Annotated in this window: 15 protein-coding genes and 1 tRNA gene; 8 read left to right on the top strand and 8 right to left on the bottom strand. The window is 44.1% G+C overall.

The window, feature by feature from the left end:
- The first annotated feature begins 35 nt into the window (after window positions 1–35).
- A complete protein-coding gene (locus HXT48_RS06815; RefSeq protein ID WP_076002576.1) occupies window positions 36–1,061 on the top strand; it encodes a tetratricopeptide repeat protein in 1,026 nt (341 codons plus the stop codon).
- Between the two features lie 283 nt (window positions 1,062–1,344).
- Window positions 1,345–1,683, top strand: a complete 339-nt coding sequence (locus HXT48_RS06810) for a hypothetical protein (RefSeq protein ID WP_004109968.1) — start codon at window positions 1,345–1,347, stop codon at window positions 1,681–1,683.
- A gap of 735 nt (window positions 1,684–2,418) precedes the next feature.
- On the opposite strand, the gene HXT48_RS06805 is transcribed toward HXT48_RS06810, so the two are convergent.
- The gene (locus HXT48_RS06805) at window positions 2,419–2,967 is read right to left on the bottom strand and encodes a hypothetical protein (RefSeq protein ID WP_231130963.1); all 549 of its coding nucleotides are present in this window, start codon (window positions 2,965–2,967) and stop codon (window positions 2,419–2,421) included.
- A 77-nt stretch (window positions 2,968–3,044) separates the two neighbouring features.
- Between HXT48_RS06805 and HXT48_RS06800 the strand changes: the two genes are divergently transcribed.
- Window positions 3,045–3,167, top strand: coding sequence for a hypothetical protein (locus tag HXT48_RS06800; RefSeq protein WP_255358933.1), 123 nt, complete (start codon window positions 3,045–3,047; stop codon window positions 3,165–3,167).
- Between the two features lie 408 nt (window positions 3,168–3,575).
- Here the strand turns inward: HXT48_RS06800 and HXT48_RS06795 are convergent, their stop codons facing one another.
- Window positions 3,576–4,868 (bottom strand): MFS transporter, encoded by a 1,293-nt coding sequence (locus HXT48_RS06795; protein ID WP_076002578.1) that lies wholly within the window; start codon window positions 4,866–4,868, stop codon window positions 3,576–3,578.
- Entirely contained in the window at window positions 4,852–5,346 is a 495-nt protein-coding gene (locus HXT48_RS06790; protein ID WP_009993953.1) for a hypothetical protein, read from the bottom strand. Before HXT48_RS06790 ends, HXT48_RS06795 begins: the two co-directional genes overlap by 17 nt.
- A 378-nt stretch (window positions 5,347–5,724) precedes the next feature.
- Here HXT48_RS06790 and HXT48_RS06785 point away from each other — a divergent pair, with 378 nt between their 5' ends.
- Window positions 5,725–6,090 (top strand): hypothetical protein, encoded by a 366-nt coding sequence (locus tag HXT48_RS06785; protein WP_162861110.1) that lies wholly within the window; start codon window positions 5,725–5,727, stop codon window positions 6,088–6,090.
- A 115-nt stretch (window positions 6,091–6,205) separates the two neighbouring features.
- Here the strand turns inward: HXT48_RS06785 and HXT48_RS06780 are convergent, their stop codons facing one another.
- The 4 genes from HXT48_RS06780 to HXT48_RS06765 form a co-directional block, all read right to left on the bottom strand.
- Entirely contained in the window at window positions 6,206–8,314 is a 2,109-nt protein-coding gene (locus tag HXT48_RS06780; RefSeq protein WP_231875305.1) for an LPXTG cell wall anchor domain-containing protein, read from the bottom strand.
- Window positions 8,290–9,606 (bottom strand): hypothetical protein, encoded by a 1,317-nt coding sequence (locus HXT48_RS06775; protein ID WP_064622092.1) that lies wholly within the window; start codon window positions 9,604–9,606, stop codon window positions 8,290–8,292. The genes HXT48_RS06780 and HXT48_RS06775 overlap by 25 nt, the downstream gene beginning before the upstream one ends.
- 185 nt (window positions 9,607–9,791) lie before the next feature.
- Window positions 9,792–10,850, bottom strand: coding sequence for a hypothetical protein (locus HXT48_RS06770; protein WP_004109958.1), 1,059 nt, complete (start codon window positions 10,848–10,850; stop codon window positions 9,792–9,794).
- Window positions 10,851–11,048: 198 nt separating this feature from the next.
- A complete protein-coding gene (locus tag HXT48_RS06765; RefSeq protein ID WP_033888551.1) occupies window positions 11,049–11,882 on the bottom strand; it encodes a tyrosine-type recombinase/integrase in 834 nt (277 codons plus the stop codon).
- 159 nt (window positions 11,883–12,041) lie between these two features.
- On the opposite strand from HXT48_RS06765, the gene HXT48_RS06760 reads away from it, so the two are divergent.
- Window positions 12,042–12,293: a helix-turn-helix domain-containing protein gene (locus HXT48_RS06760; RefSeq protein WP_116285258.1), complete on the top strand. Its 252-nt coding sequence runs from the start codon at window positions 12,042–12,044 to the stop codon at window positions 12,291–12,293.
- Here the strand turns inward: HXT48_RS06760 and HXT48_RS06755 are convergent.
- A tRNA-Met gene (locus tag HXT48_RS06755) sits at window positions 12,253–12,326 on the bottom strand. The two genes, HXT48_RS06760 and HXT48_RS06755, sit on opposite strands and share 41 nt — an antisense overlap.
- Window positions 12,327–12,481: 155 nt before the next feature.
- Here HXT48_RS06755 and HXT48_RS06750 point away from each other — a divergent pair.
- The 3 genes from HXT48_RS06750 (at window position 12,482) to atpE (ending at window position 14,874) form a co-directional block, all read left to right on the top strand.
- On the top strand, window positions 12,482–13,513 hold the full coding sequence (locus HXT48_RS06750; RefSeq protein ID WP_076002579.1) for a homoserine O-succinyltransferase: 1,032 nt from the start codon (window positions 12,482–12,484) through the stop codon (window positions 13,511–13,513).
- A 202-nt stretch (window positions 13,514–13,715) separates the two neighbouring features.
- Window positions 13,716–14,570: a F0F1 ATP synthase subunit A gene (gene atpB / locus HXT48_RS06745; protein WP_421793049.1), complete on the top strand. Its 855-nt coding sequence runs from the start codon at window positions 13,716–13,718 to the stop codon at window positions 14,568–14,570.
- A 70-nt stretch (window positions 14,571–14,640) separates the two neighbouring features.
- The gene (gene atpE, locus HXT48_RS06740; protein ID WP_004109950.1) at window positions 14,641–14,874 is read left to right on the top strand and encodes an ATP synthase F0 subunit C; all 234 of its coding nucleotides are present in this window, start codon (window positions 14,641–14,643) and stop codon (window positions 14,872–14,874) included.
- Window positions 14,875–14,910 lie beyond the last annotated feature (36 nt).

Below are 14,910 nucleotides of genomic sequence, written 5' to 3'. Positions count from 1 at the left end.
TAAGTGCAATGTAGTGTGCTTGGAAAAGAGGAAAAATGGTGAGTAGCAAAGCGCAAGGCATGAATCCTGGCGGATTTTCGCTTGCTGGGGCTGTAGATTTAGAAGGCGTAAAGCGTCGTGTAGAAGCTCAAGCTAAGCAAGCTGCTAAAGCTGCATCGGGTTCTACTGGTTCTTCTGCTCCAAAAGCTGGCGGCTATGTAATCGATGTTAATGAGCAGTCTTTTCAGGCGATGGTGCAAACGTCTGTAAGTTTCCCAATTGTTATTTTGCTTTGGCAAGCTAATGACGAGGCCTATTATGATGTGGCACAGAAATTAGCGGATGCTGTTAACGCGCTTGACGGTCGTATGCAGTTAGCTCGTATCAACTCTGATGAAAGCCCAAGTATTGCTCAAGCATTGCAAGCGCAGCAGCTTCCTGCAATTTACGGTTTAATTGGCGGACGCCCTATGCCTATTGCGCAAGGTTTACCTAGCGATGAGGAATTACAGCAGATTTGTGGCACTATTTTGCCGCAATTGGTTCAGGTTGCTGAACGCTCTGGTGTTGCTGGAACTGCTCCTTTTGTGGAATCCTCGGTTGAGAAAAAGTCTGAAACGTCTAAAGACTCAGATCAAGATAGTTCCGAGAATAATTCTGTTGAGAGTGTTCCACCTGCTCATGAGCAAGCTCATTCGCTTGCTATGAAGGGTGATTATGAAGGTGCTGCACGTGAGTATGCAAAAGTAATGGAAGCGGATTCTCATGATGTGCTCGCATCGCGTGAACATGCAAAAGCTTTGTTGCTTTCGCGTAATACTAATACTGATGTTGCTGCGGTTAGAAAGGCTGCTGGCGATAATAAGGATGATTTAGATTCGCAGCTTGCAGTAGCAGATGTAGATATGATTGACGGTCATATTGATGACGCTTTTGGGCGACTGCTTGACTTCCTTGCATCTGGTCATAAGAGCGATGCGGATGCTATTCGTTCTCGTATGCTTGAGTATTTTGCCATACTTCCTGCAGATGATGAGCGTCTTGCGCGTGCTCGTCGCCGTCTTGCAATTCTTCTTTATTGATTCTTATGAAGATGACTTGTATTTTGGCGATTGCAGATTGACTGACTTATGCGTTATTAAATAAAAAAGCCAAGAACCACAACAATCGTGAGAAATTCGTGTGATTCTTGGCTTCAGTAGCGGGGCATGGATTTGAACCATGGACCTCTGGGTTTCCTAACTAATCTCTTACAAAGCCACAAATTTTAATATCTTTCCTTTCCTAAAAATTAAGATAGCTCAGAGCAATACCTCTGAGCTATCGAATAAGCCTTTTCATCAAGAAACAATGCGGAGTCTTTTGATGAAAGTACTTAATATTTTAACCAACCCAGATGATAACGTCAACGATCTTGTAACGTTTAATGCTCCTTCCGCAGCTCTCCAGTTTGACGAGGAAAAACGGGAAGAGATTCGCTCTCTTAATCCTGATGCTCAAATGAATTGGGCACATACTACTACGCAACAGTTGCGCGAAAAACTTGTCACAACGATTGATAGCGTAGAGCTTGCTAACAATAATGTTGCAGACTTCTGCATTGCATTAAATACGGCGCTTTCTGGTGAAGCATGGGCTATTCTTGGAATAAGGCGGGCTCTAGTTGGGAGACATAGTCTTTATCGAGTGTCCAGTTGTGGATGAAGCGTAGGTCGCACGAGTTTTCGTATGTGTTTTCAAGCTCGCTTATGGGGTGGATGGTGTATCCGGTTTTTTGCGCGTCTTGCTCATCTTGTGTGTTTTCGCAGATGTAGATTTTGTGGCATCCGTCGTATGCGAAGCTTGTGCCGGTGACTGGCTTGCTGTTAATTTTCATTCTTGTTTTCCTTTCTACTTGTATATGATTTTTCTTATGGTTTGGTTTTATATAAAAACCCTGGTGTGATTATTTTTCGTTCGTGTTGTTGAACACTGGAAGGGACAAAAACGGAATGCGCTGGAGCCAACCCCTTGCGGGCCCTAGCTTCGCGCGTGTCCGTAACGCGAGTGGAGGACGCGGGGAAGTTGGCGGAAGTGACCCGTTTTTTAGAGTGGGAAGTGTCAAGAACACGTCATAAAAAGCAAAAAATGAGAGTACACCGCAGGTGTTCCATGCGATGATAATGGGTCTGCCGCCATGATAGTGGTGGCAGATTCTTTGTTCTGCTGGTGGCGGCTGGTTCACACATCTTTGTGTGAACTTATGGAAGCATAGTAGCCACCCTTCTCGCGTGGTAATAGCGCGGCTTGCTCCTGGGGGTAATGCCCTAAAATTTATGGAATTTTGTTCAGGGCATGCCCTAGGGGTAAGACGCGCCCCGCGCGGGAGGGTGGCTGCGATAAGCCACCAGGGGCTGGCAGAAAAAGTTGCGCTTCTTTTTCTGCCAGCAAACCCTCTGCTTACTTCTGGCACCAGTGGGGTGTGATGTGGTGAAGGAGCGCTGTAGTAGTGATGCGTGCAAGCCAGTACTTCTCGTCTATCGTGAGTGCTTTCTGGGCTGTGATACGAGCGTTTGTCGTGTCATTTTTCAGCCAATACAAGTATGACAGTGTGCCATAGACTGTGACAGTTTCCCTCTGACTTAATCCTTTAAGTTCCAGCATGGTGGTCAGCAGTGCTATTGCACGATGGATGCGCCGTGTGTCGAGGGTGAAATTGTCATCTCTAAAAACCAGGTCGAGGCTTGAACGCACATAGTGGACAGTTTTCTCAGCGAATGGGTGCTCAACGTTATCGAGGAAGTCTTGCATGGTGCAGCCATGGAAACTATCAATAAGGAACATGTCACGCACGATGAGGAGACTGCTTAATGCTTGGATACCGTAGCGTAGTGTGTTCTCGTCCAATCCTTTCGTGGTAAAGCCTGCTAGGTAGTTGTGGAATGCTACGAGAGCTTCTACCTCTCCTATTAGGAGTGTGACCGTGTGGTCGCTGTTGATGGTAACCATTTTTTTATCCTTTCCTTGTGTGTTGGTAGTTCCAGGGCAGGCACACCCGTAAACCCACAAGAACACTCCCAGTCCTTGTGCGACGCTCCAGGCTCGACTCCGGTCAGCCCGTGGAACATGTTGTGGAATGGGCTGGCAGGGGTGAGCTTGTTGGGTGGCGTGACAAGGCTGGCGTGTGGTCTTTGGACTGGGTGTGCTAGCCTCTGGGCTACCAACACGAGAAAGTGGGGGCGGCGACCGGTGGCAGCATTCTTGCTGCGCCACAACAGTACAGTCTCCACGAGTGAAACTCGTGGAGACAATAGCCGCCCAGACTTTTTAGTGGATCCGGGTATGGTGCTGATATTTCTTTTAATTCTCATGATGTTAGTCAAAAGAATTTACAGACGGGACATCAGTTATAAATATCCTAGATATAGATGTTGGTGCTATTTGCTCACGGCACAAATGAACACTCTATGACAGATAAAGTATGGTTCACTCGGTTAACTTAGATGTCTGAATTGAAAGCGTTCTAATTTAAAAATAAGCTGCGCTGTGAAACTTCTGTAGTGAACTTTCACAGCGCAGCTTGTAGTTGTGCTCGTATTTACAATATTTATTGCATCTTATTCTGCTTTAATTGAACGCAATCGCTTATCGAATATGCAGATAAGCACCAGTATAAAGTGGATAAGAGCAGCTATGACAATTATTCCTGACTCTGCATGTAGAGATGGAATGGTCATGTGGGAATAAGCGTAATCCCATAGCGGATAGCTTACTGCTCCTATAGCGGCAACAACTGAGATGAATACAGACATTACCTGTCCAACGAGATTATCATCTACTGCATGAATAAATACTGTTTGGAATGGTGGATTTACTACTCCTTGGAAGAAAGCAAAAAGGAAACCAAACACGGCTGCTGCTATAGCGTTAGGCGCTAATGCCAGTCCTATTATAGAAAGAGTCACTAGTATATGTGAAAGAGTGAGTAGCATAGAGAAGGACATTTTGCTGGACACTTTTGGCGCGATGAGATAGCTGAGGGCATACCCAAGTGACATTGCGCTTAAATACCAGCCATATCCTTCTGCACTATGTAGAACCATTGAGAATAAGAGGACTCCAGCAAAGCTTATGCCAGTAGATGCGATAGCTTCGAGTATTGCAAATGGAGCTAAAGTCCTGTACGTTTGGTTTTTTACAAATGTTGCCATTCCCCTAGCCCAAGTTGCCAAAAAGCCTTGAGAATATTCTGGATTTTCATCTGCGACGTCTGAAGTATAAATTCCGGTTCTAACTGCATGCTTGTAAATAAAATAAATAAAAATTATTATTCCTGCTAATGCGATAGTTTCTGTAAATAGAATTGGAATGTATAAATATTTACTACTCGCAAAACCTGCAACTGCTGGTCCTACTAATGTACCCATGAGGCTTGTAAAGCGAAGAAGTGAAAGAACATTAATAAGATCATCATTTTTTGTTACACGATTAACAAAGGAAGTAATAGCAGGAAAATAGAAAGTATCACATGCTGTCGTAACCATTACAAGTATACAAACACACCAAAATAGGAGCAACTTGTTAGCAGATGGGGTTGAGAAGGATACCGATACAATTGCGATAATACATAATCCCGCAATCATTCTTGCTAAGCATGCAGCAACTGTTGTCCTGAAAATTCCTACATGCTCAGCTAGTGCTCCTGAGAAAAGGCCTGCTACTAATTCACTTATTGCAGTGAGGGTGAGGTAAAGCGATAAATAATGGCTTGACTGCTGAAAACCGATAAAAAGTGAGTTCAATAGCCATAATTGAATAGTAGTTGAGGCTAGTGTAGTTGCATAGTTAGAAAGAAAATCACTAGCTGCTAAACGCAGATATCCGCGGTAAGGTTTAAATAGATTCGTCAAGGTTTGCTCGTTTCGCGAAATTACATTGCCAAATTATTGCTTGAGAGATGCTATCGGCACTAGTAGTGAAGTATGTTGTAAAGTCGTCGTTATCCCAAATCTGTTGCTGTAGGTTCTTGTCATCACGCACTGTGCTAAAGAGTTGAATAATCTGCTCGACGCAAGATAATGTTTTCTTTATATAGAAGTATTGTTGTGCGAAATCGACTTCTACTTGCTCTCCAGGGATAGTCGTATGTATTTCTTGGAATGTCCGTAGCAAATCAATTGTTTTAATAAGCGATATTTTACATGTCTCGAAATATTCTTGTATTGAATGGATGGTGGATGTTTTCGCTGTGTTTGTACTGACGATAGTGGCTTCAAGTGCAGCATTTGCTTTGAAAAAATATTCTGTTGCTTCAAATAGAGAAGCGCAATATGCTGCACTTGATTTCACATACTCATCAAACATTTCTTCGTACGAAGTCATGTTCATTATTAACCTTTGGTGTGAATATGTGCGGATAAACTATGCCTAAATCATATGAGGATATGGTCGAGGTCGTGGGTTGATTCCGCCGCGCTTGCTATTCTTGTTCATCTTTGCCTCCTTTCATAAGAACAATGCTGTATCTTATTTGCATATTCATCTATGAAGATACAAATAATCCTAATACAGGATTCGCATTCTTTCCAAGTGTGTCTCTTATTGTGGAATAATTTTATATAAAAATTAGTAGTACATTATTAGACCTTAACTATTTACCAGTCTCAGCTCGTAGTACGTGTTTTCTGATATCCCTACTGTTTGGCAGAGTCCGGCTATTCGTATGTCAGGATTCTTTCTGTGGAATTGGTGGATAAGGTGTAACGCTTGGCTTCAATCAAAACCCTCAACTCTGCTCGCCATCTGGTCGAGGAATATGCTGACTTGCTTGTGTACTTGTTCTGGCATGCCGGACTGTGTGTAGTCGGTGTTTTCCCGCCTGTTGATGCAGCGTTCAATCCTTTTGCTCCCGATGAGGGTGGACGGCATTCCAGCCTGTGCAAAAATAACAGACGGTCTGACACCGTTATCGTATTGCTGGACAGCGTCTTTGTGGAATTGGCTTGTGTAGTAGATTCGTGTGGCTGTCGCGTGTTTGATAGCTGGAAGACTGTTGAGATAAGCACGTTGACTAGGGGTAAAGGCTGTGTCTTTTCTACTCATGAGTATGAACCGTTACGTGTGAAAGATTAATAAGAAATCAATAGAGGAAGAAGAAAATATAGAGTGAGGGGCCACACCATTGCACGGAGATAGTCCCGTGTGCATGTGCGACCCCTCGCCAGTTAATACTAAGCGTGTTTACGGGTTAATGCTTACGAGCATTTTCCTTGTTACGCTTAGTGATCATGATGCTTGCTCCTGCGCCCAGGGCTGCAAGAGCAGCGATAGCGATAGACACGACCGCGCTACCAGTCTGAGCCAATGGTGCAGCAGTAACACCGTTCCAATCATCAGAATCTTCGACTGGAGTGTCATAGCACACACCCGTATTACCACCATTACCATTATCTCCACCGTTTGGGTCGAATGGGTGATCGTTATGGGATGCGCATGGCACGATAGGTGTACCAGTCGTGTGACCACGGTCGGTATGATTCATCGTGTTCATACCAGTCAACGTGCCCTTGACTTCTACGTATTCGCCAGGCTTTAATACCAGGTTAGACCAGTTTGCTGGATACTCCAGATTAGTTACCGTACCGGAGCCTGCGATAGTCTTATCATCTAACGTGATCTTGGTCAGGTTGACTTTACCGGTGTTGATGATACGGAACACAATCTTGGTGCCGTTCTTGGTAGACTTCAAGGCTTCGCTTGGTGTGTTACGGTCTCCCGCTTCAAGACCAGATGCTGCGTCGTACTTGATGAGTTTAATAGCAGGGGTCTGGTCTGGGGTCTTGGTCCACACCATATTGGATTCGCGTTCAACATCATTCATGGTTTCCACGAACGTGTTTTCTACGCGATCGCTTACGCCCAAACGGGTCATTTGCACGTACGCTGTCCAGGACAAGTCACTATCCATAGCAGATGCAATATCAAGGAACTGTTGTGTTGCCTCTACAGTAAACGCACCATTAGCCTCGGTGAAAGTGAAATATCCGGCATCAACACCGCTACCGTCGATACGGCTACCCTTGGAGATCACAGTGCCGTCAGCGAGCTTAATGTCGTTGTTGACATAGACTGCCCACTGGCCGGTTAGCTTGTCAAACTTTTCATCATAATCATCCACGATGCGCCAATTCTTGATCTGCTTGTAGGCACGGTTACCAGCGATCTTGGAGCTATCGAGACGATACAAGAACTGATGATCCTTATAAATACTCTTACCATTCGCACTTTCGCCATTAACCTTAACAGTCACATCCTTCTTCGGGTTAATAACCTTTAACGGGTTAGTTACCGTGTTCGTTACATCCTTGCGATCGTTTGTAATCTGGGTGGCAGTGTTCTTCACTACATACCCGTCCTTGACCTGCTTGACTGTCATAGGAAGCACGATGGTGTAATCCTGACCAAGGAGAGACTGGTCGATTGCAGGATCCTTTGTCACATCCAATACCTTGCCAGCGTAGGCCTTTAAATCTGTTGGTTGTGGATCCCCTGGAAGAATATCTCCGAGATACTCCGTGTCTACGGTCTTAGCGAACACGTAGACGACACCATCCTTAACCTGGATATTGAACTTGTTGGTGACGTCCTTACCGGCTGCGTCTAGGATTTCGATATTCTTGTCATTGAGCTGCAAGTACTCATCATCATAGTCATCGATCATGCCGAGACGGTGAACCTTATACGCAGTGTCCTTCAACGTGGCTGCGCTTAAAGTGAGACGGTAGTAAATATCGTCTCCTACGTATGCGGTCTTGCCATCAATATTGATACCAGTCTTGGTTTCATCCTTCTTTTCAGGCTTTGGCTCTACCGGCTTATTCGATACCACGTTAGACGAGGTCAAACTATTGTTGAGTTTCAAACCCCACTGATTATCCACACTATGGTCTGTTGGAGCGTTCTTGGATACCGTGCCTTCGAAACGAACCTGGAAACGATGCTTAGATCCCGCGGTCATATTCGCTGTCACGTAATCCTTGTTGAGTTCGATAGTAAACTCATGCTTCTCGGTATCTGCAGTAAGCGTGTAGTTCTTCTTACTGATGGTGCGACCGGTTTCAAGGTCACGCAGCTCGATAGTCTGCTTGTCAAGCTCAAGATACTGGTCATACGTGTCAGTGAATGCAACAGACTCGATAGCATAACTCAGGTTGTTTGGAATGGTTGGTTCGCTAGTGAGTTCGTATTCCAGCTTCTGTCCTGGCATGACACTCTTACCATTAATATCGTCCTGGTCACCACCCTGAGAGGCCTCAGATATGACTGCCTTTGCTACTGGTGGAACGTAACCACACACGTATGGTTCGTTCGTAGTCTTTGTCTTGCCGCGGCAGACTCTGAGCCTTTATTCTTCAAACCATGAGAATTGAGGGCTGCGCCTGTGGTTGGATCAGCACAAAACTCGACTTCATCCGTAGCTTTTTTGCCTGCGTCAGCGCGTACCTGGGCTGCACCCTTACCATTTGCATAATTCGCCTTGCCTCCGATAAGCAGCGTGTATTGCATAGGGGTAGCAAGACTACGTGCAGCAGCAAGAGCTTGACTGGTCATGGTAGCAGTAATGGTCGTGCCAGCCTGTTGGATAGTGAACTGGCTTGTCACGTCAGTACCCTTAGTGATGATGTCATCGACTGAGGAGACGGTAGTTGATGCCTCAGGGATTGGAGCAGCATACACATGCACATCACTCATATCTGGATCCCACAAATAGTCAGCAGCCGTGTAATCATCAGACAGGGTGAATGTGTCGAGGCTATCTCCCAGGTTCTCGCCCAAGCTACCGTTAACCACAGAGCCGAGCTTGTCACCATCAAGGATGGTTTGGGTGTCTGCACCGGTGGTGTTGGTATGCTTCGCATCAATAACGGTTGCCCATTTGCCGTTAGAGTATTTTACCCAGGACTTATCAGGGGTAAAGTCCCACAGTTTAGGCTGGTCTTTTGCAAGAACGATAACAATCAAATCAGTATTTGGCGTACTCATACCCTGAGCAGCGAATGAAGCGAGTGTATTAGCTGAATCAATATCATCAAACACTGTGTATTCGCTACCGCCGTGATTATATTTTCTGGTACCGTTCTGTGTTTCGTTGTTCCATGCTGATAACCATTGAGCGCCAGTTGCTTGCGCGCTAGAAGTATTGTTATATTCCGGTTTTGTGATTCCTGGTCCTGCTGTTGTTGCGGTGAAGCCTACACCCCAGATGCGGCAGTCTGCCGAACCAGTGCCACCTCGCGCAGTATACTCTGTTTCACAATCACCGCGAGCCTTGGATAATGCAGCGTTAATTTGCGCTCTAGCTGCTGCTTCGCGGGTAGCAGAGCTACCGATGGCTACACCTTCTGATTGGATAGCGCGCACCACTGCTTCATTATCTGATGCGGAACCTAGGTTATCATCGGTAACCCAGAATGTATTCGATTTATATGTGCCAGATCCGCCAGTGTTTCCACCTGTCCATCCGGCACCGCCAGCGGCAAATGCGGATCCTGTCAACATTGTTGATGCGACAACGATACCAGCAAGAGCGCGATGTGAACCTTGTCGGATCTTGTCTCTCATACTTTTATGCTTAGCGAAAAGCGACATAAAAGTCTCCCTTTTTCAAATTGCTTATTATGAAATGCGAAACCAAAAAGTTTCACATTCAGTAATGAGAAAATGAAAAAATTTTATTTTATATCAATAAAAATTTGGTATTGATAAAAATGGTTGGTTTTAGAAGTCGTCTAAAACCAACCACTATGTAAAGGGAAAATGAGTAAAGATGGAAACTATTTGCTATTAGTTACATCACCGTCACCATCTGGTGTTCCATCGGTATTCCATCCAGTGCCACAGCGATAGATATATCGACATTGATTAGGTGTTCTATGTAATTCATTATATGCTTTCCCGTCAGCAAGGTATTTATCCCAGTCGACCGCACCCGAATTCTTATTCTGTGCTGGCGCACTATAAGAAGACCCACCACGAGTACTTGAACGAGGAGCTCCCGAGCTAGTACGAGCCGCAGACTGGGAACGAGCCTGCGGAGCTGCTTGCGCCGCAGCCGCTGCGGCAGCGTCTGCCTGCTGCTTCGCTTGTATACTTGCGTTTACACTGTCGATTGCGCCTTGGACTGGCTCAAGAGCCTTAGTCAAAGACTCGACGGTTGCTTTCTTATCATTCAACGCTGCGGTAAGCGTGTTTATCTGGTTTTGCAGGTTATCACGAGTAGCATTATCAGCCACTTGACCGTCTGATGAGGAGAGCAGATTATTCATCTCATCAAGCTTCGCCTTCACCATATTCTTAGCATTTTCAAGATCCTTCACATTCTTCGACTTTGTGACCTGAACGACTGAGTTTTTCAGAGCCTTAGTGGTCTTATTAAGCTGTGCTGTAGTCTTATCAAGACTAGACATGGTCGCGTTGAAAGCCTGAGTGTAGGAGATAGCACAATTCAAAGACTGCGCCTTACTTACCTTTTTACTCTTAGCATGCTGGGCTGTGAATGTGGTGTAGGTTTTAGCGTTTGCAACCTGCTCCACACTAGTCACAGTCTTAGCAGTTTCATCAGCATCCTGGCGTGTCTTCTCGTACTGTGCCCACGCTTTGGCGTACGCACTGTTTGCCTGGATGCACGCTTGAGTCTTGGAATCTCTTAAAGACTTCACACCCAGCATACTCGCAACCAGCAAAGCTATAACTACAACAACCGCAGTAGCAATGATGATAAGCTTACGCTTCTTCTTGCTCCCTGGCTTCTGGTCACCGCGACCAGAAATAGCATCTAGTCTCGTAATCTCGGTTTCTTGTTTAATAATCTGATTTTTATCCATATTAGCCATAATTATCCTTCGTCTTTCTATCTATGTTTTTACTATACGTAAATATTCAGGTGAAAGATATATACATACTTAGTGTCGTTCTAATTTTTCTTTCCTAATCTCGATAACTTTTGCTTTATACATAGTAGTGAGAATACGATTGGCAACTTTTTGATATAAAGTCAATATGCTCGTGTGCTCCCCTCATATTGTCTTGTTTTAGAGGCGAACAGCTTCTGTAATGGCACTGCTATCAGGGAATGTGAGACTGATATATATTTGAGTGGTTTCTACACTAGCGTGGCCAAGGAGTTTAGATACTAAGAGAAGGTCGTGTGTACTTTCATATGCCTTAGTGTCATATCGATGTCTGAGACTATGTGTGGAGTATCCGTTACCAAGAAGCTGAGAGATGTGATGCGCAATATAGGATGCTTCGACGTGACCGGTCCATCTGCCAGGAAACATGTATCCATGCTTGTTGGCGATGATTTGTGCGAGATCTGGCGCGATGGGGACAGTGCGTTCTTTGCGTCCTTTACCGTGTACAAGAAGCTGGGGATGAGTATTAAGCATCATAATATCGGATGAAGATACTTGTGCTATCTCACTACGTCGTAATCCACATTCTGCCCCGAGCCTGAGCATGGCTTCATACTCCTTGTTACCTCTAACTCGGGCTAAAGCACCACGAATGATGTAATCAGGACATGGATGAGGTATTGCGTATTCTTTACGAATTTTAGGTAACTTTACTGTTGGATTGACATCAATAATTTCTTCTTCAATCATGTATGAGTAAAACGAGCGTATTGTTGAAGAATAACCTTTGCGCGTTTCTCGTTTCCAGTCTTGGTGTGCAAAAAGCTCAACAAGTTGTTGTCCTGTAATATCTTCTGGTGGCTGATTAAGTAGGCGTGCAAGCCGACTGATTTTGTAGTAGCGGCATCTAATCGTATCTTCTGTATATCCACTTGCTTCAAGATATTCCAGCCAATGTGTAACATATGTTTCCCAACTATTAGGGAGTAGTTTTCTTTTGATTTTTAACATAAAAACATAGACTAGAATACGTAGAGAAAAGATTTTACGTATTGTTTCGTTACACGGTTTCAAGTCCGTTTTTTTTACAAATACATAATATGTGATATACTATATATGTAACTAACCGATAGGATGAAAAGGCTAGTTGGTTTTAGGAAAGAAAGATGAATGATAATGGATTTGACATTGAATCAGATTGTGACAATGAATATTCGTATGCTTTTGGCGGGTCAAAGACGTACGCAAAATGAATTGGCGGAAGTATTAGATATGACACGACCGTCGGTCAATATGAGATTAAATGAAGCCACTCCATGGCGTGTTCCGGAAATAGAAAAGGCCGCAGAATTCTTAAAAGTAGAACCTACGACCTTATTCGTAGCGGGGCATGGATTTGAACCATGGACCTCTGGGTTATGAGCCCAGCGAGCTACCGAGCTGCTCCACCCCGCGTCGGCTACTTTTAGCAGCTCTATCTACGATAGGTGCAAATTTAAATTTGTCAACTTTCGGGCGTGTCTCGCTGTATTTGGTTAGAATTTTACGATTCGTGCACATGCGTGACATAGGCACAATAAACATAAACAAGTGTGGAGTATAATAAACATATGCCTATTAAGATTCCTGAAGGATTGCCAGCGCGAAGCATATTAGATGCTGAGCGAATTTTTGCATTGGAACGCCCAGAAGCAGAACAGCAGGATGTTCGACCACTTCGTTTGTTGATTTTGAATCTTATGCCCAAAAAAATCGAGACAGAAACTCAGCTTTTGAGACTCATTTCTAAGTCTCCTTTGCAAGTCGACGTCGATTTTATGAAAACTTCTACGCATGTATCAACGCATGTTAGCACTGATCATTTAGTAAAATTCTATGAAAATCTTGACGCACTTCGTAACAACTATTATGACGGATTTGTTGTGACGGGCGCTCCTGTTGAGCATATGGAATTTGAAGATGTCGACTACTGGCACGAATTTACGCAAATTCTTGACTGGGCATCAACACACGTTTTCTCAACAATGTATTTGTGCTGGGGTGCAATGGGTGCGCTTTACTATCGATATGGCGTAAAAAAGCATGTTCTCAGCAAAAAAGTTTTTGGTGTGTTCCCGCAATATTTGCAGGATGAGTACTGTTTCCTTACAAATGGTTTTGATGAAATCGCTTTACAACCGCATTCTAGAATAGCGAGTGTTGATGTTGACAGCATTTCTGCAGATCAGCGTTTGCAGATTCTTACGTATGGTCCCGAATCTGGTCCGGGCTTAGTTGCTACGCGTGATTTTTCTGAAGTTTTTGCCCTAGGGCATTGGGAATACGGCAAAATGACTCTTGCGCAGGAATATGAGCGTGACATGTTAAAAGGTTTGAGCAACGTTCCATTTCCTTACAACTATTTCCCTCATGACGATCCAAAATTAGAGCCATTATTTTCTTGGCGCGCGCACGCGAATTTGCTTTGGCGCAACTGGCTTAATTGGGTGTACGAAACTACGCCTTACAATCTTTCTGATATTCCTCATTTAAGAACTGCTGGAAGGCTTGGAACTGAACGTTCTATAAGACATGAGCCAGCTTCTCCGCGCTCCGATAATTTTTATCCATTTGACGGAGTTAAGTACGGTATGAATAAATAAATTTTGACGTTGCGTAATTTTATGTACAAGCAAAGAGTACAATCAGCAATTAGATATATTTTTCGTTTCGTGCCCCGCGCCTTACGAAATATGAAACATATGATCTAGTTTGATATATATGCCGCGAGAATGAATGAATTGAGTATGTGAGTGAGCGGCACTGAATTGAGGCGTGTGAACGAATTGCTATAAGGAGGCACTTATGGATGTAATGGTTGATGTTTTACAGAAGACCACAACTGTAGCTTCTACTGTAGCTTCGAATAAACCAGAGCTACCTAATATTAGTGAGTTTTTGCCTCCAGAAATTTTGTTCCAAGGCACTCCATTTGCCATGAATCGCATTATTTTGGTGCGCTTACTTATGGCAGTAGTAGTAATGATTATTTTTGGAATTGGTGCTATGCGAGCAAAGGTGGTTCCTGGCAGATTCCAAAGCGTGCTTGAAATTTTGATGGATTTTGTGCGCTACAACATTGTTTACGAAATGATTGGCGAGGAACGCGGCAAGCGCTATGTGCCAATGATGTCCACATTATTCCTCACTATTTTCTTCTTTAATCTTTGTTCTGTGATTCCAGGATTAAATATGGCTGCAACCGCAACCATTGCTTGTCCGTTGGTATTTGCTTTGTGGGTTGTTTGCCAATATCTTATTGCTGGCATTCGCGAAAAAGGTTTTTTGCGATTCTTCCGCGAAGCATTGTTCCCAGCGGGTGTGCCATGGCCGATTTACTTTATTCTTTTGCCATTGCAGCTCATAGAATTAATAATTGTGCGACCACTTTCGCTTACAATTCGTTTGTTTGCGAATATGATTGCTGGCCATTTGCTGGTGGCCACTTGTTTAGTATTCACCAATTTCTTCGTGGTGGATTCCAGCAATAAACTCCTTGCCTTAGGCGGTGCTTTGTGGCTGCTTGGTGGCATTCTGTTTACCCTATTCGAAATTATGGTAGCTGGCTTGCAGGCATTTATTTTTACAGTGCTTGCTTCAGTCTACATTTCGGAAAGTTATCCGGAAGAGGAAGAAAAGTCTGCTGTTGTAGCTGCTTAATAAAAGTAGTTTCAGATTTTACATATCTTACGGGTTTATACTGGTTACTGTTTCAACAGAAAGGAAACCAATGAATAGTATCATCGCTCTTGCAGGTTTGACCGGCAACCTGAGCATTCTTGGCTTTGCTGTAGCAACTATTTCCCCTGCACTCGGCATGGCAATAGTAGTGTCTAAGGCTATGGAATCTACTGCACGTCAGCCAGAGGTTGGCAACCGCATTCAGCTGTTTATGTTCGTCGGCTTGGCATTTATTGAGGTTTTGGGCTTGCTTGGCTTCGTTTCCTACATTATGGGAGCCTGAACAAAACTTACAATGCACAACACGAATAGTGTTGAA

The sequence above is a fragment of the Gardnerella sp. KA00127 genome (assembly GCF_049244125.1).
Classification (GTDB): Bacteria; Actinomycetota; Actinomycetes; order Actinomycetales; family Bifidobacteriaceae; genus Bifidobacterium; species Bifidobacterium swidsinskii.
Note: the sequence above shows the minus strand (reverse complement) of the source record. Positions and strands in the feature narration are given on the sequence as shown.